Source organism: Ruegeria arenilitoris (assembly GCF_013035425.1).
In the GTDB taxonomy this organism is placed as follows: Bacteria; Pseudomonadota; Alphaproteobacteria; order Rhodobacterales; family Rhodobacteraceae; genus Ruegeria; species Ruegeria arenilitoris_A.
In genome coordinates this window covers 423,232-440,720 of the sequence record NZ_WQHX01000002.1, presented here as the reverse complement: position 1 = coordinate 440,720, position 17,489 = coordinate 423,232, and the positions used below count along the sequence as shown (strand labels likewise).

Annotated in this window: 16 protein-coding genes; 12 read left to right on the top strand and 4 right to left on the bottom strand. The window is 53.3% G+C overall.

From position 1 onward, the window contains the following. Nucleotides 1-44 precede the first annotated feature (44 nt). The 3 genes from GOV45_RS07790 (at nucleotide 45) to GOV45_RS07780 (ending at nucleotide 2,990) form a co-directional block, all read left to right on the top strand. Nucleotides 45-1,226 carry a phytanoyl-CoA dioxygenase family protein gene (locus GOV45_RS07790; protein WP_170476164.1) on the top strand — a complete coding sequence of 394 codons (1,182 nt, stop codon included), beginning with the start codon at nucleotides 45-47 and terminating at the stop codon, nucleotides 1,224-1,226. Between the two features lie 50 nt (nucleotides 1,227-1,276). Further along, nucleotides 1,277-2,083 carry a 5-deoxy-glucuronate isomerase gene (iolB, locus tag GOV45_RS07785; protein ID WP_170476162.1) on the top strand — a complete coding sequence of 269 codons (807 nt, stop codon included), beginning with the start codon at nucleotides 1,277-1,279 and terminating at the stop codon, nucleotides 2,081-2,083. Nucleotides 2,084-2,210: 127 nt separating this feature from the next. Beyond that, a complete protein-coding gene (locus tag GOV45_RS07780; RefSeq protein ID WP_170476160.1) occupies nucleotides 2,211-2,990 on the top strand; it encodes a TIM barrel protein in 780 nt (259 codons plus the stop codon). A gap of 14 nt (nucleotides 2,991-3,004) precedes the next feature. Here the strand turns inward: GOV45_RS07780 and GOV45_RS07775 are convergent, their stop codons facing one another. The 3 genes from GOV45_RS07775 to iolC are packed head-to-tail and all read right to left on the bottom strand — an operon-like array spanning nucleotide 3,005 to nucleotide 5,667. Next, nucleotides 3,005-3,844, bottom strand: coding sequence for a class II fructose-bisphosphate aldolase (locus GOV45_RS07775; RefSeq protein ID WP_170476158.1), 840 nt, complete (start codon nucleotides 3,842-3,844; stop codon nucleotides 3,005-3,007). Continuing rightward, nucleotides 3,841-4,677: a 5-deoxy-glucuronate isomerase gene (locus GOV45_RS07770; protein ID WP_170476156.1), complete on the bottom strand. Its 837-nt coding sequence runs from the start codon at nucleotides 4,675-4,677 to the stop codon at nucleotides 3,841-3,843. Before GOV45_RS07770 ends, GOV45_RS07775 begins: the two co-directional genes overlap by 4 nt. Nucleotides 4,678-4,686: 9 nt before the next feature. Next, a complete protein-coding gene (gene iolC / locus GOV45_RS07765) occupies nucleotides 4,687-5,667 on the bottom strand; it encodes a 5-dehydro-2-deoxygluconokinase (RefSeq protein ID WP_170476154.1) in 981 nt (326 codons plus the stop codon). 114 nt (nucleotides 5,668-5,781) lie between these two features. Between iolC and GOV45_RS07760 the strand changes: the two genes are divergently transcribed. Together GOV45_RS07760 and GOV45_RS07755 are read left to right on the top strand one after the other, a co-directional pair. Then, entirely contained in the window at nucleotides 5,782-6,885 is a 1,104-nt protein-coding gene (locus tag GOV45_RS07760) for a Gfo/Idh/MocA family protein (RefSeq protein ID WP_170476152.1), read from the top strand. A gap of 41 nt (nucleotides 6,886-6,926) precedes the next feature. Beyond that, nucleotides 6,927-8,060 carry a Gfo/Idh/MocA family protein gene (locus GOV45_RS07755; RefSeq protein WP_170476150.1) on the top strand — a complete coding sequence of 378 codons (1,134 nt, stop codon included), beginning with the start codon at nucleotides 6,927-6,929 and terminating at the stop codon, nucleotides 8,058-8,060. Here the strand turns inward: GOV45_RS07755 and GOV45_RS07750 are convergent, their stop codons facing one another. Continuing rightward, the gene (locus tag GOV45_RS07750) at nucleotides 8,061-9,059 is read right to left on the bottom strand and encodes a LacI family DNA-binding transcriptional regulator (protein WP_170476148.1); all 999 of its coding nucleotides are present in this window, start codon (nucleotides 9,057-9,059) and stop codon (nucleotides 8,061-8,063) included. It lies immediately after the preceding gene. Nucleotides 9,060-9,436: 377 nt separating this feature from the next. Between GOV45_RS07750 and GOV45_RS07745 the strand changes: the two genes are divergently transcribed. The 7 genes from GOV45_RS07745 (at nucleotide 9,437) to GOV45_RS07715 (ending at nucleotide 17,486) form a co-directional block, all read left to right on the top strand. Further along, nucleotides 9,437-10,438, top strand: coding sequence for a Gfo/Idh/MocA family protein (locus GOV45_RS07745; RefSeq protein WP_170476146.1), 1,002 nt, complete (start codon nucleotides 9,437-9,439; stop codon nucleotides 10,436-10,438). Further along, on the top strand, nucleotides 10,438-12,009 hold the full coding sequence (locus GOV45_RS07740) for an acyl CoA:acetate/3-ketoacid CoA transferase (RefSeq protein WP_170476144.1): 1,572 nt from the start codon (nucleotides 10,438-10,440) through the stop codon (nucleotides 12,007-12,009). The genes GOV45_RS07745 and GOV45_RS07740 overlap by 1 nt, the downstream gene beginning before the upstream one ends. Continuing rightward, a complete protein-coding gene (locus GOV45_RS07735; RefSeq protein ID WP_170476142.1) occupies nucleotides 12,006-12,773 on the top strand; it encodes an enoyl-CoA hydratase/isomerase family protein in 768 nt (255 codons plus the stop codon). Before GOV45_RS07740 ends, GOV45_RS07735 begins: the two co-directional genes overlap by 4 nt. A gap of 4 nt (nucleotides 12,774-12,777) precedes the next feature. Beyond that, nucleotides 12,778-14,301, top strand: coding sequence for an aldehyde dehydrogenase family protein (locus GOV45_RS07730; protein WP_170476140.1), 1,524 nt, complete (start codon nucleotides 12,778-12,780; stop codon nucleotides 14,299-14,301). 58 nt (nucleotides 14,302-14,359) lie between these two features. Further along, nucleotides 14,360-15,610, top strand: a complete 1,251-nt coding sequence (locus GOV45_RS07725; protein ID WP_170476138.1) for an ABC transporter substrate-binding protein — start codon at nucleotides 14,360-14,362, stop codon at nucleotides 15,608-15,610. A 101-nt stretch (nucleotides 15,611-15,711) separates the two neighbouring features. After that, entirely contained in the window at nucleotides 15,712-16,605 is an 894-nt protein-coding gene (locus GOV45_RS07720; protein ID WP_170376146.1) for a carbohydrate ABC transporter permease, read from the top strand. Continuing rightward, nucleotides 16,605-17,486, top strand: a complete 882-nt coding sequence (locus GOV45_RS07715) for a carbohydrate ABC transporter permease (protein ID WP_170422333.1) — start codon at nucleotides 16,605-16,607, stop codon at nucleotides 17,484-17,486. Before GOV45_RS07720 ends, GOV45_RS07715 begins: the two co-directional genes overlap by 1 nt. Nucleotides 17,487-17,489: the final 3 nt, after the last annotated feature.

Here is a 17,489-nt window from a genome sequence, read left to right as displayed (position 1 = left end):
ACACGCGCTTGCGCAACACCTAAGCCATGAGAAAGGAGATTGTCATGGTAGATCAAGAACTTGGTTTTGTCGGCTATTTTGACCGGGAATCCTGTGATCTGGATGAATTCAAGGTGTTGACCTCGCAAAGTCTGACGGCCGCTGATGCTCCACTAGCTGCAGCCATCGAAAAGAATGTTCCAATCTATGACATGGGTTCTCTGCGCTCCGATCTTGATGACGCCGTTCAAAGGCGCAGATTGCTGGCGGAATGGGGCCGTATTCTGCAGAAATCTGCTGGCGTTATAGCCTTGAAAGGCGCCTATTCGGACACATCGGTGATTGATCGTGCGACTGTTGTTTTTCGAGAGATCATCGAAGAAGAACGCCGAAGTGGTGCAGGTGAAGGCGATCACTTTGCCGCTTCGGGTGCAAATGACCGAATATGGAACGCATTGCAAAAGCAATGCCTTCGCGATCCCGAAGGTTTCGCACTGTATTTTGGAAATACAGCAGTCGCTGCCGCGTGCGAGGCTTGGTTAGGCCCCAACTATCAGGTTACTGCACAAATCAACCAGGTGCGTCCCGGAGGTCAGGCTCAGCAGGCGCATAGGGATTATCATCTTGGCTTTCAGAGCGCCGACAGTGCCGCGCGATATCCTGCGCATGCTCACTTGGTTAGCGCGTCTCTGACTTTACAGGGCGCGGTTGCCCATTGTGACATGCCAGTTGAAAGCGGACCAACAAAACTGCTGCCGTTTTCACAGTTGTATCCGGCGGGGTACGTGGCGTTTCATGATGAAGCACATCGCGCTGTTTTCGAAGAGAGTTATGTCCAACTTCCGTTGGAAAAGGGCGACGCGATATTTTTTAACCCAGCACTTTTTCACGCAGCTGGAGAAAACCGCAGCGCTGACATTCACAGGATGGCGAACTTGTTGCAAATCTCTTCTGCCTTTGGTCGAGCGATGGAGGCCGTTGATCGGCGATCAATGTCGGAAACGGTTTTTCCATTCCTTTTATCGCTGAAGAAACGTGGTGATCTAGGTCCCGCAGAGGTGAATGCGGCTATTGCCGCTACTGCCGAGGGTTATCCTTTTCCAACCAATTTGGACACGGATCCGCCAATCGGTGGCAACGCACCTGAAAGTCAGGCGGAGATTTTGCTCCGTGCAGTAGAAGAAGGTTGGACCGAAAACGAATTGGTCGCGACCCTGTCCGCTTTGCAAAGCAGACAAGCAGCCTGAACCAGAAAACAGGGCGGGCCATTGTGCCCGCCCATTAAGGAGAGACGAACATGCCGAACCTGCTCAGGAAACCGTTTGGAACCCGGGGAAAAGTGCATGATATCACTCCAGAAAACGCTGGGTGGCGATACGTTGGTTTCGGGCTGTACCACCTCAGGGCAGGTGATCAGGCGGCTGAGGCCACTCGCGACCGAGAAGTCATTCTGGTTGTAGTCGAAGGCAAGGCCAGAATTTCCGGCGGCGGCAAGAACTGGGGTGTGCTTGGTGATCGGATGGATGTTTTTGAAAAAACACCACCGCATTGTTTGTATCTGCCTAATGGAACTGAATGGGAAGCCGTTGCTGAAACAGATTGCGTGATTGCCGTATGCTCTGCACCTGGCAAAGGTGGCCACGAAGCCCGGCGGATAGGACCCGATGGTATAACTTTGACTGAGCGCGGTAAGGGCGTGAATACCCGCTTTATCAACAACATAGCCATGGAAGTGGAGGACTATGCCGATAGTCTTCTTGTGACCGAGGTTTTTACGCCTAATGGTCATTGGTCCTCTTATCCAAGCCATCGCCATGACGAAGACGACTATCCCAGGATTACATATCTGGAAGAGACTTATTACCACCGTCTAAATCCTTCCGATGGGTTTGGCATTCAGCGGGTTTATACAGATGATGGGCAACTAGATGAAACTATGGCGGTTTCTGACGGCGACGTTGTCACCGTCCCGCGCGGCCATCACCCTTGCGGGGCTCCTTATGGGTTCGAGATGTATTATCTGAACGTTATGGCCGGTCCTCTGCGTAAGTGGCGCTTTGTTGCCGCCCCAGAGGTCGAGTGGATTATGGAACGAGATAGTTGAAGTGAGAGGCGGTCTAGTGCTGCGAACACATTTGATGCTTGTGACTGTGACAAGCAACTCAGACGATTTGTTCGCTGACACTAAGAACGTCTGAAACCATTGCCCTGCCAAATTCAGGAGATCTGGCATGTCTCAACCGTTCCAACTCGCGGCATGTGCCGAAATGCTCTGGCTGGACCGGCCCATGGATTGGCGTGCAGCCCGATTAACTGAAATGGGATTTGGTGTTGGGCTTTGGAACTGGCCGGATTTAGATATTGAAAAGCTTGAGGGCATCGGTGCCAACTATACCATCATGAATGGTTATCTTGAGGGACGTTTGGCGGATGATGAGGGTGCTGACTTGCTGCTTAATTCAGCCAAGGAAGCAGTCAAGGTCGGCAAGAGGCTGGATGTGGATCGCTTTAACCTGCATGGCACTGGGCTAGGTGACGGAGGCATCCCCATCTGGCAACATGAAGTCGTGACAGGTAAAATGTGGCTCAAGGCGCACGATACATTGAACCGTATCTGTGATCTGGCAGAAAAAGAAGACGTGATATTTACCCTGGAAAACCTCAATCATTTAGATCACCCCGGGTGCCCGTTTGGATCTACTGCAGACGTGTTGGCGCTCGTATCTTCGGTCGACCGCCCCCAATTACGGATCAATCTCGACCTATATCACACCCAGATTGGTGAGGGCGATTTGATCCGTTGGTGTGAAAAATGTTTGCCTTGGCTTGGGGAAATTCAGGTGGCGGACAACCCGGGTCGTTGTGAACCAGAGTCGGGCGAGGTCAATTACAAAGCAATCGCAAAGGCGCTATTTGATCTTGATTACCGTGGTCCGGTGGCAATGGAAGCTTTCGCATCAAGTGCCCCGGAAGCGGCACTTGAATCATTCCGTGCCGCCTTCACCATTTGAACGTTATCGGATATTTAATTCTGAGTTGGAGCGCCAAATGCTCTGATCACAGCTCGGGCTGCGGCTTCGACAGGGTCGTGGGTTTCTTTGAGGATTGCGACACGGTCGAATCTGTCAGGGTCACGGTTTACGGCCTCGCGCAGGGCGGCACCGAAGGCCATTCGAAGTTCGGTCCCAATGTTGAACTTGCAAATGGACGTTTCGCGGGCCAGTCGAGCGCGTTGCGAAACCGGAACGCCCGAACCACCGTGAATAACCAATGGCACGTTTGTGATGGCGTCGATTTGGGCAATTCGCTCTTCGTCCAAGCCGCCCTCTTTGTTTTCTTGCAGATGAACGTTACCAACAGAGATCGCCATTGCGTCGACGCCGCTTTCACGGGCAAACTGTGCGGCCTCTTCGGGGTCCGTTCCATTAGAGCCTTCGCCACCAGAGTAGCCGACAAAGCCGATCTCACCTTCGCACGAAATCCCGGCGGCGTGGGCCATCTCGGCAATTGCCGCGGTTTCATCGATATTCTGAAGCAGCGGTTTACGCGACCCGTCGAACATCAACGATGTAAATCCGCTCTCCAGCGCGATCTGGCATTCCTCAAACGTGTAACCGTGATCGAGGTGAGCAACTACAGGAACTGACGCGTTTTCCGCCAGATGCCTGAACATTTTTCCCAAAACAGGCAGCGGAGTGTGCTCTCGGCAACTGGGGCCAGCCTGCAGAATCACCGGCGCATTCTCAGCCTCTGCAGCGGCGACGTAGGCGCGCATATCTTCCCAGCCCAGAGTTACCAGCCCGCCAACGGCATAGCCTTGATCGTAAGCCGGGATTAGGACGTCTTTTAGTGTGACAAGGGTCATTTGAACTTGGCTATCATGTCTTTTATGCCGGGGATCGTTTCGATCTGATAGGCATGGGTGGGTTGGAAATACTGAACCAATGAGCGCTGTGTTAGCCCACCGAGAATGGTGAAATAGTACATTTCGTAACCCGGCAAGACGCAGCAGGGATGATAACCCTTGTCGATGCAGATCGTCGATCCGTCGACGATGTGGTAAGCATCACCCGGTTCATTGTCTTCGCGTTGCAACATCTGCAGGCCCGACCCCCAATTGGGTTTAAATCGGAAATTATACGTTTCATCGTGGCGCGTTTCGTCTGGCAAGCGGTTTGTGTCGTGCTTGTGACTTGGAAAACCGGACCAACCGCCTTGGCCCACGGTGAACAGTTCGCTCACTAAAAGCCGGCCGACTTTGTCGTGTTGCTTTTGGCCGAGGATGTGTTTGATTTTACGATGGGTTTTGGTGTCATCGCTGCCGTATTGCACCAAATCGTGCTGACGCACATCAAATGGTTCAAGCACCTTGTCGAACTTTGCCCCAGCAATGAATACCTCGGTTTCATCTGATACGCATACCAGCTGCGCCTTGGCGCCGACCGGGACATATACGCCTTCGGGTTCTCCGTCCCAGACGTCTTCCCCTCGGTTGCCTAACCGGGCAAATTTGACACCTTCAATGTCCACATCCACGCTGCCTGTCGCGGGTACAATGCAGGTTTCATAACCTGGCACCTGGTATTCGAATGCCTCGCCTTTTTTCAGTTTGACGATGTTGAAATAGTTCAACGGCACGGTTGGATCGTCGGTATCCACTATGGGAATGTTCTCGTTGTCAAAAGGGGCGATGTGCATGAAATTCTCCTACGTCGAAGGCCCTGGATGAGAGGCCAAAAATGCATTCAGTGTTTGAGTAGTCGGCATGGCAGGAGCGCAACCGGGTTGCGATACCACGATCGAGGCGCAGGCCGATCCGCGCATCACTGAATCTTTCAGGGAATGGCCCGCAGCGACAGAGGCCAAAAGACCTGCCATGAAACTGTCACCTGCTCCATTTGGCTTTACGGCCTCTACTGGGTAAATTCCCGTATGAATCTCCTGACCGTCCACCAAGGTTACTGCACCTTTTTCACCCATTTTATAGATTACCATCCGACCGGGTTTCGCAGCGAGTTCCTTGGCCTTTTCAAATCCTTTGTCGATACCACCTGCCATGAAGCCAAATTCTTCGTCATTTCCAACGATCAGATCGCTTTCCTCTCCGGCGCGCGACAGAACTTCTGCGGCCACTTCCGGTGACGGCCAGCTGTAAGGGCGGTAATCGATGTCGAAGATGATTGGCAGTCCAGCTTGGCGCGCATTTTCGATGGCTTTGAATGTGGCGCTGCGCGACGGTTCGGCTGCAAACACGGTGCCGGCAGAGATCACTGCAGAAAACGCGCCGAATTCCACTTGGTCCATATCGTCTTCGGTAACCTGAAAATCGACGGCGCCGTTGCGATATATAACGTTCTGAAAGTTCTCGATCCGGCTTTCATAAACCGCCAAAGACACTCGATACTCGCCACCAACAATTTTGATATAGGTCGTGTCGACGCCATAATGTTTCAGGCGATTAGTGCAGAAACGTCCAACTGCGTCATCCGACACCGACGTGATCAACGAAGCCTGGCTACCCAACTTGACAAGACCAACACAAATGTTTGCAGACGATCCGCCCAGATCAGCGCGGAACAATTCTGCATCTTCGCTTTTGACACCGACAGGGTCAGCAAACATATCCATACCTGCCCGTCCCAATACGGCGAACCGGTTTCCTTTGATACCGTCTATCAAAGTGCTCAAGTCATTTCCTCCGGAAAAAGGGGTTTGCGCAAAGGGTTGGACCTTGCGTCGACGCGATTCACACGATACTGATTTTGCAACCGGTTGCAAATGGTATGTTTAGGGCCGTGACAGATGTCTGAAATTGGAATTGGAATTGTCGGTGGCGGCTACATGGGCAAGGCGCATTCCGTCGCCATGTCGGCGGTAGGTGCAGTGTTCAATACGGCACTACGGCCAAGACTTGAGATGATCTGTGCCTCAAGTAAAGAAAGTGCCGAGCGTTACCGCCAAGCCTATGGGTTTAGAAGGGCAACAGATGATTGGCGTGAACTTGTAAAAGATCCGGCGGTTGAAGCTATCATCATCGCCTCGCCACAGTCCACGCATCGGCAAATTGCAGAGGCCGCCCTTGAATTAGGCAAACCAGTTCTCTGCGAAAAACCGTTAGGTGCATCCATCGAAGATGGGAGGGCGATGGTAGCGGCGGCTGAAGCGTCCGGCGTAACCAACATGGTTGGTTTCAACTACGTTCGAACACCGGCGACCCAATTTGCTCGTCAGCTTATTGCAAACGGCGAGATAGGCGAAATCACATGGTTTCGTGGGGAACACACCGAAGATTTTTACGCCGATCCTCAGGCTCCTGCGACATGGCGTACCACCGGAATGGCCAACGGTACAATAGGTGATCTTGCCCCCCATATAGTCAACGGCGCCCTGGCTTTAAATGGCCCCATTGCCGAGGTCATGGCTGAAGTAGAAACGGTTCATCATACACGCCCTGGTGGAACCGTGACAAACGACGACCACGCCCAAATAATGTGCCGGTTCGAGAACGGAACAATGGGAAACATTTATGTCAGTCGCATCGCAACAGGCAGAAAAATGGGCTACGCCTATGAAATTTCCGGCACAAAGGGCGCCATAAGGTTCGATCAGGAGGATCAAAATGCCTTGTGGTTATACCGTCATGATGGACCGGAAGCGACGCGTGGCTTTACCAAGATACTTACCGGTCCAACTCATCCAGATTATGAGCCGTTTTGCCAAGGGCCCGGTCACGGAACTGGGTATCAGGACCAGATAATCATAGAGGCGAAAGATTTCCTGCAGGCAATTCACAGCGGGCAAGAGATGTGGCCGACTTTCCGCGACGGGCACGAAATCAACCGCGTGCTGGCAGCGTCACTAGCGTCTTCGGAACGTCGTCAGTGGACAAAGGTTGACGATTTTTGATCGTTTAACGGCAACGAGACTTTTTAAGAAAGACTAAAACCATGACAAAGCTGAAATGGGGCATGATCGGTGGTGGTGAAGGCAGTCAGATTGGGCCAGCCCATCGACTGGGGGCGCTGGCGGATGGCTTGTTCGAATTTTCCGCGGGAGCGTTGGACCACCGGCCCGAAGTAGGCCGCGAATATGCGCAACGGTTGGGTATCGCTGCCGATCGTGCCTACGGTGATTGGCAAGAGATGTTGGCTGGCGAGCGTGGGCGCACGGACCGGATCGATCTGGTGACAATTGCGACGCCCAATTCGACACATTTTGAGATTACCAAAGCGTTTCTCGAGGCTGGTTTTAACGTTCTATGCGAGAAGCCAATGACCATGACCGTCGAGGAGGGCGAGGAAATAGTCCGGGTTGCCGAAACTTCGGGCAAGGTTTGCGCAGTAAACTATTGCTATTCGGCTTATCCCATGGTGCGCCAGGCCCGAGCAATGGTAAGGTCTGGTGATATCGGAAAAGTTCGCGTGGTTGTAACTAACTTCAGTCATGGGCATCACGGAGACGCAACAGATGCCGATAACCCGCGCGTGCGTTGGCGTTATGATCCCGAGATGGCGGGCGTTTCAGGTCAATTTGCAGATTGCGGCATCCACGCTTTGCATATGGCAAGTTTCATTTGTGATGATGAGGTAAGCACGCTTTCAGCCGACTTTGCGTCCACGATTTCCAGCCGCGTTCTGGAAGACGATGCGATGATCAATTTCCGTACTGAGCGTGGAACTGTTGGGCGACTTTGGACATCGTCGGTTGCCGTCGGCAGGCAGCATGGTTTCGACATTCAGGTTTTTGGCGAGACTGGCGGCCTGCGTTGGGCGTCTGAACAACCTAATCAGTTGATCTATACTCCAGTTGGTGGTCGTACGCAGATTATTGAAAAAGGCGAGGGCGGATTGCACGGCGAGGCTCAGCGTCTGTCGCGCGTTGCCATAGCCCATCCCGAGGGCTTTCCGCTTGCTGTAGCCAATATCTATTGTGATCTGGCGGATGCAATTCGTGGCGAAATCCGCGGCGGCTTGCCAGGTGCATCCGACGGCGTTCGTTCAATTGCGGCGGTCCATGCGGCTGTTTCTTCCGGTAAGGAAAATGGCGCGTGGAAAGAGGCGCGCCCGCCGATGTTCAGATGATCAGGAGCGGGGTCTCAAAGTGCCCCGTTCGATCACGCGACACGGAAAAATGCGAGCTTCGGGATATCGCTGAGGCTCTTTCAACATTTCTTCGACCAAATCCACTGACGAAGTGATAATTTGTTTTATAGGTTGGTGGATTGTCGTCAGATTTACGCTTTCCCAACGAGACATTTCCATGTCATTCAGGCCGATGATCCCAATGTCTTTGCCGGGGATCAAGCCATGATCCGAAACTGCCGACAGCGCGCCGATTGACAGGATATCGTCGCCGCAAAAAAAGGCTTCTGGCGGCGAGCCCTTCAATTGGTTCAGCATTTCTGCGCGCCCCGCTTCGAATGAATAGGCATCAGCAAAGCTGTGCGTCACATCGATTTCCGGATGGTGGCCCAGCTCTTCTGTGAAACCCCGGAACCGGTCTTGGGCAGAGGTCGCATCCTTGGGGCCGCCTAGGTAACCAACTCTGCGATATTTTCGCGCCAAAAGCTCTCGCGCCGCCATGCGTCCACATTCCACGTTGTCAATTCCTACAACGTGGACTTCGGGTGAAGTAGCCGAGCGGCCGAATGTGTGGACAACCGGCACACCGGCATCATGAAACGCCTTTGCAAAACTAGGTGGCAGGGTCGAAGAGGCGACGATCGCCGCATCAACCGAATACTGGCGCAACATTCGAACCGAGTTAGAGGGCTCGGTTTCGTCTGTCAGGTTGACTATTAATGGTCGCAATCCGCGTTCCTGCAGAGCGCGTGTGAACTGGTCAAAAACCTCAAGGAAGATAGGGTTGTGAAAGTTGTTTGAAATCAGCCCGATAAGTTTGGTTCGACCAGTGGTCAAGGACGAAGCCAACGCGTTGGGGCTGTATCCCAACTCCAACGCTGCCTTTTCAACCTTTCTGCGCGTTTTGGCCGAAACTGAAGCGCCTTCGGTAAACGTACGCGAAACAGCAGAACGGGAGACACCAGCAAGCGCCGCAACTTCTTTGAGGGTGACACTCACGTAGTTTGTACTCCTATTGCAAATACCCATTTTGTGTTTCTCAGAATTACGTGGAAAGAAAATTTTTGCAATCGGTTGCAACAAAAAAGAGGTGTGCTTCGTCCGAACCATTACATGTAGAAGTTCGACCAACCCGTTGGGCCGAACGTGAGAAGCACACAAAAATCCTTCATTTGGCAATTCACTTAAAACGGATTGATGTGTCGATGCAGCGACGCGAAATTTGTTCAGAACATCGCCGAACGGGTCGGTATCTAGCTTGTTGAATTGAAGTCTGAACGAAAAGTATGGCTTCGTTAATTTGACTGTTGCAATCATTGGAACGTTCCATTATTGAATTGGAACGTTCCAACTAGACTTTAAGCGGGGGATGGAAAGTGAACTGGGCTTTCGTGGGCGCAAGTACGATTGCTTCGCAGCATATGATGAATGCGGTTCGTCAGCAGGCTGGAAACGAAGTTACTTGGATTGTTAGCAACTCACCTGATCGCGTTAAAGTTTGGGCCAAGGAGCACAATGTCGCAAATGCTACCACAAGCCTGGAAGACGCGATTTCCGACCCAGAGGTGGGCGCAGTTTATATCTCTTCAACCAACGAAAAGCACCACGCTCAGGCGATGGCGGCCATTGCCGCCAAAAAGCACGTTTTGTGCGAAAAGCCGTTAGGCATGACCTTACAGGAAGCGACGGAAATGGTGCGCGCTGCAAATGCTGCCAGAGTTACCTTTGGTACGAACCACCACCTAAGGTGTTCTGGTAGCCATCGGGCCATTCGGAAACTCATTGCGCAGGGGCGCGTTGGCAAAGTCTTGTCCCTTCGAATTCATCATGCGGTTCATTTGCCTGACCATCTTCAGGGTTGGCGGATCAATTCCGCTGACAGCGGAGGTGGAGTTATCCCGGATATTGTCGTTCATGACGCAGATGTAACCCGGTTTCTGTTACAAGAAGATCCTGCAACCGTCGTGGCTCAAATGACCAGCTCTGGGATGGGTCAGGGAGTAGAAGACTCGTGCATGTCGGTTTGGACGATGCCGTCGGGTGCTATGGTTATGACACATGAAAGTTTTACTCACCCCTTCGCCGGGTCGAGTCTGGAAGTACATGGAACCCAAGGGTCAATATTCGCGAACGGCGTTATGACCCAACGCCCAGTTGGCGCGATAACTCTGGTCACCGAAGTCGGGCGCGAAGAAATCGCGTTCCCGGATCATTCTCTTTACGTGATGGGTGTGTCCGAGTTCGTTGCAGCAACAGAGGGCCATGGGCGCCCGGCAGCGGACGGACCGGATGGCGTGAAATCTCTGTCCGTAGCCTTGAGCGTTCGTGAGGCTGCAAAGACCGGTCAACGAGTCGAAGTGGATTACGGTGGTTTCTGATGACCAAGCTTGTTTCCGTTTCTCAGGCCGTATCAAGCATCCCCGATGATGCCGTGGTCACGGTCTCATCGTCTTCAGCCTTAGGATGTCCCGACCTGGTTTTGAAAGCTATAGGGCAGCGGTTTCGTGATGAAGGCCACCCACGAAATCTGACTTCACTACATCCGATCGCCGCTGGCGACATGTATGGCGTGAAGGGCATGGACTACCTTGCTCAAGATGGGTTGTTGACCCGAGTTTTGGCGGGATCATACCCATCGGGTCCTTCAAATCTTGAGATGCCAGAGATTTGGAAAATGATCGTAGAAGATCGCGTGGCCGCCTATAATGTGCCGTCCGGAATTTTGTTTGACATGCATCGAGAGGCTGCAGCGCACCGGCCCGGTGTTTTGACAAAGGTGGGATTGGAAACCTTTGTCGATCCTGTTCGCGAAGGCTGCGCAATGAATGCCAGAGGAGCGGCTGCGCCGGTTGTCACAAGAGCCGAGTTCGGCGGCGAATCCTGGCTGCATTTTCCAAACATCAACCCAAATGTATGTATATTGCGAGCAACAACCGCAGATGAATTTGGGAACCTGACTTATGAGCATGAAGGGGCTTATTTGGGAGGGCTCGAACAAGCCATCTGCGTGCGCAATCACGGTGGTTTGGTTATCGCGCAGGTTCAGCGCGTCACCGCTGCGGGCAGCTTGCGCCCGCACGACGTTCGTGTGCCCGGACATTTGGTCGATATGATCGTCGAAGATCCCGACCAGAAGCAGACGACCGAAACGGTCTATGATCCCGCAATTTCTGGCCAGATCATGCGCCCTTGGGACAGCTTTTCACTTGCCGAGTACGGCGTTGAAAAGGTTATCGCACGCCGCGCTGCGATGGAACTGCGATCAGGGATGAGCGCAAATTTGGGATTTGGAATAAGCGCTATGGTGCCGCGTATTTTACTTGAAGAAGGACACCCGCAAGCAGTGACATGGGCAATCGAACAAGGGGCCGTCGGTGGTGTTCCGTTGACGGGGTTTGCCTTTGGCTGCGCGTCGAACGCACATGCCTTTGTGCCGTCGCCGCAGCAATTCATCTATTTCCAAGGTGGTGGGTTTGACATGTCGTTCTTGTCTTTCCTCGAAGTTGATGTCGAGGGAAACGTGAACGTCTCGAAATTGGGTAAAAAACCTTACCTGACAGCTGGGTGCGGTGGCTTTGTCGACATAACCGCCCGGGCGAAAAAGATTGTGTTCTCTGGCTGGTTTGAGGCAGGCGCAAAAATAGAACTAAACGATAATGGTATTCACGTCGCCGCGCCAGGGAAGTTCACCAAGATGGTGGACAAGGTAGAACATGTCACGTTCTCGGGCCGCCGCGCACGGGAAACAGGGCAGGAAGTGATTTATGTCACCGAGCGATGCGTAGTCCGTCTTGAACCCGATGGCTTGGTCGCAACCGAAGTAATGCCGGGTATAGACACCCAACGCGATATAGTCGCAGCTTCGGATGGGCGGGTCAAAATTGCGGAAAACGCTTCGGTTATGCCCAAGTCGTTGTTCGCCCAGGGTCCGATGGGGATCAGCCTATGAGCGGTGTCGGTTTTCATGTCGTGGATGAAACGGCAGTTTTGACCCTGCAAAACGAGGCGAAGCTAAACGCTTTGACCTCTGAAATGCTTGAGGTATTGGAGCAACGGGTCCGAGATGTAGAACGGGATGGGTCGATCAGGGCATTGGTGCTGACCGGAGCAGGCAAAAAGGCTTTTTGCTGCGGTGCTGATATTTCCGCTTGGGGCACGCTGAGTCCGGCGGAGTTTGCACGACACTGGGTGCGAGGCGGGCATCGAATTTTTGATCGGTTGGCCCGGATTGGAAAGCCGACGATTGCTGCGATCAATGGGCACGCCTTTGGCGGTGGCTTGGAACTGGCCAGCTGTTGCGACCTGCGCCTTGTAGCACCGCGCGCAACCTTGGCACTTCCAGAGGCGAAAGTCGGAATCGTTCCGGGTTGGTCTGGTACGCAGCGGTTGACTCGGCTGTTTCCGGAAGGTGCCGTCAAGGAAATGGCATTGTTTGGTCGCCGTATTAATGCAGAACGCGCAGTAACCTTGGGCTACGCTGTTGAAGTTGCCGATGACGTTTTGTCCCGGGCTTTGGAAATCGCAGCCGAACAGCAGGGGCTGTCTCCTCGGGCAACGGAAATTGCGAAGCAAATGATTCACGCAGCAGTTGATGAAGATAAGCACGCCGCCGTCGAAGCGTTAGGAAGCGCGGCGGTTGCGGCATCAGCTGATCGAGATGAGGGCGTCGCTGCCTTCATGGATAAACGAAACCCAAATTTTTCAGGCATATGACGCGATGAAAGACTTTACGATCAATCATGCCATCTCTGTCGAGCTACCATCACTTTTTGAAGGTCGCCATCTAATTAATGGCAATTGGTGCAAAAGTGAGCCAGGTGACACTTTCGAACGTCGCTCGCCGTCGCATGGACATATTGTCAGCCGTTCTTCGCGGGGCGGAGAGGCAGAGGCAAACGCCGCGATCCTAGCTGCCAGAACTGCTTTTGACAGCGGTGTCTGGAGCCGGGTTTCGGGCAAAGAGCGCTCTGCTGTTTTGCTTAAGGTTGCAGACCTTATTGAACAAAACGTTGACCGGATCGCAATGATCGAAACATTGGAAAGTGGCAAACCCATAAGCCAGTCCCGCGGCGAAATAGAGGGGGCTGCAGACTTGTGGCGTTATGCAGCGTCTTTGGCGCGCAGTGTTCATGGTGATAGCCATAACTCGCTGGGTGCGGAAATAATGGGCGTCGTTCTGAAGGAGCCGATTGGTGTTGTTTCGATTATCACTCCGTGGAATTTCCCATTTTGGATTCTTAGTCAGAAACTGCCGTTTGCGCTGGCCGCAGGCTGTACCGTCGTTGTTAAACCGTCTGAGATGACACCATCTACGACCGTGATGCTCGGCGAGCTTCTGATCGAAGCTGGCATACCCGCGGGCGTTTGCAATATTGTATTGGGCTTTGGAGTTCCCGTCGGGAGTGTGATGTCCAGCCACGCTGAGGTGGACATGATCAGCTTCACCGGTTCGACTGCAGTGGGTAAGACCATCAGCGCCGCGGCCTCGGATACGCTCAAGAAAGTCGCTTTGGAACTGGGAGGCAAGAACCCCCAGGTGATCTTTCCCGATGCAAATCTGGAAGCTGCTTCGGATGCTGTGGTGTTCGGGGTTTATTTCAATGTCGGTCAGTGTTGCAATTCCAGCAGTCGCATCATCGTACACGAGGACATAGCCGAGAAATTTTGCGACCGAGTTGTGGCCTTGTCGCAGAGAGTCAGGTTCGGCGATCCCTTGGACGAAACGACCCAAGTTGGTGCCATTGTTACGCCGGAACACAACACCAAGATCGACACCTATGTGAAACAAGCGCAATCTGATGGCGCTCGGATCGCTTTGGGTGGAGAACGATTGAGCGTCAACGGGCTTGGCGACCAGTTTTACCAACCAACGGTAATCACACACGTGGCACCTGACATGCCGATCGCCAAGGACGAAGTATTTGGACCGGTTTTGTCAGTTCTGACCTTCAAAACACTGGACGAAGCCATCGCGCTGACCAATGATAGCTCTTACGGTCTGTCTGCGGGTGTATGGAGCGAAAACGTTCACACCTGCCTTGAATTCGCCCGTCGTGCAGAAACGGGAACAGTGTGGACCAACACCTGGATGGACGGGTTCCCCGAAGTCGCCTTTGGAGGGGTCAAACAATCCGGGCAGGGGCGGGAAATCGGACGCTACGGGTTCGAGGAATTTTTCGAAGTGAAATCGGTGGTTATGCGTGTCGGGAACACCCGAACGCCGTGGGTTTCGCAAGATTGAAAACGGGCCTTTGGAAAGGGGTCAGGAAATGAAAATCGCATTTAGGGAGGAAACAAGAATGCGTAAATTTCTGAAAACAAAAACGCTGATCGTGGCCGGGTTGCTATGTTCAACCAGCCTCGCTCAGGCGGAAGAGGTCGAGGTACTGCACTGGTGGACATCCGGTGGTGAAGCTGCGGCTTTGAATGTTCTCAAAGACGACCTGTCCGGACAAGGTATCGGATGGACCGACATGCCAGTCGCTGGCGGAGGCGGTGAGCAGGCCATGACAGTTTTGCGCGCGCGCGTCACCGCGGGCAACGCGCCTACAGCTGTTCAGGCGCTAGGGTTTGATATTCTGGACTGGGCCGATCAAGGCGCCTTGGCTGATTTGAACGATGTTGCTGCCAATGAAGGTTGGGATGATGTTGTTCCAGACGCTTTGAAAGCGTTTGCAAAGCACGATGGCAAATGGGTTGCTGCGCCGGTGAACGTGCATTCGACCAACTGGGTTTGGGCGAACAAGGCTGTATTGGACGCAAATGGAATTGCTCAGCCAACAAACTGGGATGAGTTTGTTGCCGCTGTGGAGGCGCTCAAAGCTGCAGGTCTAACCCCAATCGCGCATGGCGGTCAGGCTTGGCAAGACGCGACTGTTTTCGATGCGGTGGCGATGTCTACGCTGGGGCCGGATGGCTATAAGGCTGCATTTATTGACCTCGACGAAGGTACGTTGGGTGGCGATGCCATGAAGGAAGCCTTTGATCGCATGGCATTCATTCGCGATAACGTTGACGAGAACTTCTCGGGTCGCGATTGGAACCTAGCTACGGCGATGGTTATCAATGGCGAGGCCGGTTTCCAGATGATGGGCGACTGGGCAAAGGGTGAATTCCTGAATGCAGGTAAAGTGCCCGGTGAAGACTTCCTGTGTTTCCGCTTTCCGGGAACCCAGGATCAGGTCACATTTAACGCCGATCAGTTCATGATGTTCGACCAAGGCGGTTCGGTTTCTGCCGAGCAGGCTGCGTTGGCCAGTGCGATACTTTCGCCGTCCTTCCAGATCGCCTTTAACAAGGTTAAAGGGTCAGTTCCCGCGCGGACAGATGTCGACGGCAGCGATCTGGATGCATGCGGTCAGCAGGGAATGAAAGATCTGGCGGCTGCTGCATCGTCCGGTAACCTGTTCGGCTCGATGGCTCATGGCCACGCGGCGCCTGCGTCGGTGAAGAACGCGGTTTACGATGTCGTCACTGCTCACTTCAATGGCGAGTATGACAGCGAAACAGCTGTAACAGAACTGGTTGACGCTGTTTCAATCGCCAAGTGATCCGAAAGTGATCCTCCCGATGGGGCGGCAGGAAAGCCGCCCTGTCATTCCCCTGGCTTAAGGGCCAAGGAATACTGCAAAGCGAACGAGGAGAACGCGCCATGGCTGCTTCGGCCGACGCGGATTTCAAGACACGACTTCAGAATTGGATACCCAAGCTGGTCCTTTCGCCCTCTCTGGCGATGATGCTGGTCTTTGTCTACGGTTTCATTCTGTTTTCAGTCTATCTGTCCTTTACCGACAGCCGTATCCTGCCAAGCTTTGGATGGGTCGGGTGGGAAAACTATGACAAACTCTGGCGGTTAAGCCATTGGGAAACCTCGCTGATCAATATGGGCATCTTCGCGAGCCTCTATATTGTGATCTGCACATGTATTGGGCTAGGGTTGGCCATTTTCCTCGATCAGAAAATCCGTGGTGAGGGATTGTTGCGCCCGATTTATCTGTATCCTATGGCGCTGAGCTTCATTGTCACTGGTACCGCTTGGAAATGGTTTCTTGATCCCGGAATCGGCCTTGAAAATGTAATGCACACATGGGGTTGGACCAGTTTCGAGTTCGACTGGATCAAGAACCGTGACTACGCGATCTATACCGTTGTTCTGGCGGCGGTCTGGCAAACCAGCGGCTTCGTTATGGCGATGTTTCTGGCTGGCCTGCGCGGGATTGACAACGAAATCCTTCGCGCGGCGCAGATGGACGGGGCTTCGAACTGGAACCTCTACCGCCGGATCATCATCCCGCAGCTGCGGCCCGCGTTCCTGTCGGCTTTTGTGATCCTAAGTCATCTGGCGATCAAAACCTTTGACCTTGTGATCGCGTTGACCGGAGGAGGTCCGGGTCGAGCAACAGAACTGCCCGCGACCTTCATGTACTCCTACACATTCACTCGGAACCAGATGGGGATCGGTGCTGCCTCAGCCACGATCATGCTGATGACAATCGCCGCGATAATGATCCCGTACCTATACGCCGAATTGCGGGAGAAACGCTGATGTCACAAGCCACTCAGGATACCGCAATCCGCACTGGCCGCGTCACGCGCACGCTGATCTATCTGGTGTTGCTGTTGTTCGGGCTTTTCTACCTGTTGCCGCTTTATGTGATGCTGGTCAATTCTGTGAAACCGCTGGAGGAAATCACCGGCGGTGGGATGATGAACCTTCCCCAAGTCTTTACGCTGGAACCATGGCTGAAAGCTTGGTCTTCGGCCCAGATCGGTGTCGATCCAACCGGTTTGAAGCCCTACTTCTGGAACTCGATCAAGATGGTTGTCCCGGCTGTGATCGTCTCGACAATTTTAGGCGCCTTGAATGGCTATGTGCTGACCAAGTGGCGGTTCAAGTACGATACTATCCTGTTCGGTCTGATGCTGTTTGCCTGTTTCATCCCGTTCCAGATCGTCTTGATCCCAATGGCGCGGATGCTTGGTATCATCGGGCTGGCGGGCACAACTTGGGGCTTGGCTTTGGTACATGTGGTCTATGGGATAGGCTTCACAACGCTATATTTCCGCAACTACTACGCCGTTTTTCCGACCGAACTGATCCGAGCGGCACAGATTGACGGGGCAGGTTTTTTCCAGATTTTCTGGCGTATCCTTCTGCCCAGCTCAGGACCGATCGCCGTGGTCTCTATCATCTGGCAGTTCACGAACATCTGGAATGACTTTCTGTTCGGTGCGTCCTTTGCCGACGCCAACAGCCAGCCAATGACCGTGGCGCTGAACAACCTCGTTCAGTCGTCAACCGGCGTAAAGGAATACAACGTTCATTTTGCAGGCGCCATATTGGCTGCCATGCCAACTCTGCTCGTCTACATCGTGGCCGGTCGATACTTTGTCCGCGGCCTGATGGCGGGTTCCGTGAAAGGATAAGGC

Coding starts and splice junctions, on each gene's coding strand:
- GOV45_RS07735 (WP_170476142.1), top strand. CDS start 12,006: ATGAGCGGTGTCGGTTTTCATGTCGTGGATGAAACGGCAGTTTTGACC.
- GOV45_RS07755 (WP_170476150.1), top strand. CDS start 6,927: ATGACAAAGCTGAAATGGGGCATGATCGGTGGTGGTGAAGGCAGTCAG.
- GOV45_RS07720 (WP_170376146.1), top strand. CDS start 15,712: ATGGCTGCTTCGGCCGACGCGGATTTCAAGACACGACTTCAGAATTGG.
- GOV45_RS07725 (WP_170476138.1), top strand. CDS start 14,360: ATGCGTAAATTTCTGAAAACAAAAACGCTGATCGTGGCCGGGTTGCTA.
- GOV45_RS07715 (WP_170422333.1), top strand. CDS start 16,605: ATGTCACAAGCCACTCAGGATACCGCAATCCGCACTGGCCGCGTCACG.
- GOV45_RS07775 (WP_170476158.1), bottom strand. CDS start 3,844: ATGACCCTTGTCACACTAAAAGACGTCCTAATCCCGGCTTACGATCAA.
- GOV45_RS07780 (WP_170476160.1), top strand. CDS start 2,211: ATGTCTCAACCGTTCCAACTCGCGGCATGTGCCGAAATGCTCTGGCTG.
- GOV45_RS07740 (WP_170476144.1), top strand. CDS start 10,438: ATGACCAAGCTTGTTTCCGTTTCTCAGGCCGTATCAAGCATCCCCGAT.
- GOV45_RS07770 (WP_170476156.1), bottom strand. CDS start 4,677: ATGCACATCGCCCCTTTTGACAACGAGAACATTCCCATAGTGGATACC.
- GOV45_RS07730 (WP_170476140.1), top strand. CDS start 12,778: ATGAAAGACTTTACGATCAATCATGCCATCTCTGTCGAGCTACCATCA.
- GOV45_RS07790 (WP_170476164.1), top strand. CDS start 45: ATGGTAGATCAAGAACTTGGTTTTGTCGGCTATTTTGACCGGGAATCC.
- GOV45_RS07760 (WP_170476152.1), top strand. CDS start 5,782: ATGTCTGAAATTGGAATTGGAATTGTCGGTGGCGGCTACATGGGCAAG.
- iolB (WP_170476162.1), top strand. CDS start 1,277: ATGCCGAACCTGCTCAGGAAACCGTTTGGAACCCGGGGAAAAGTGCAT.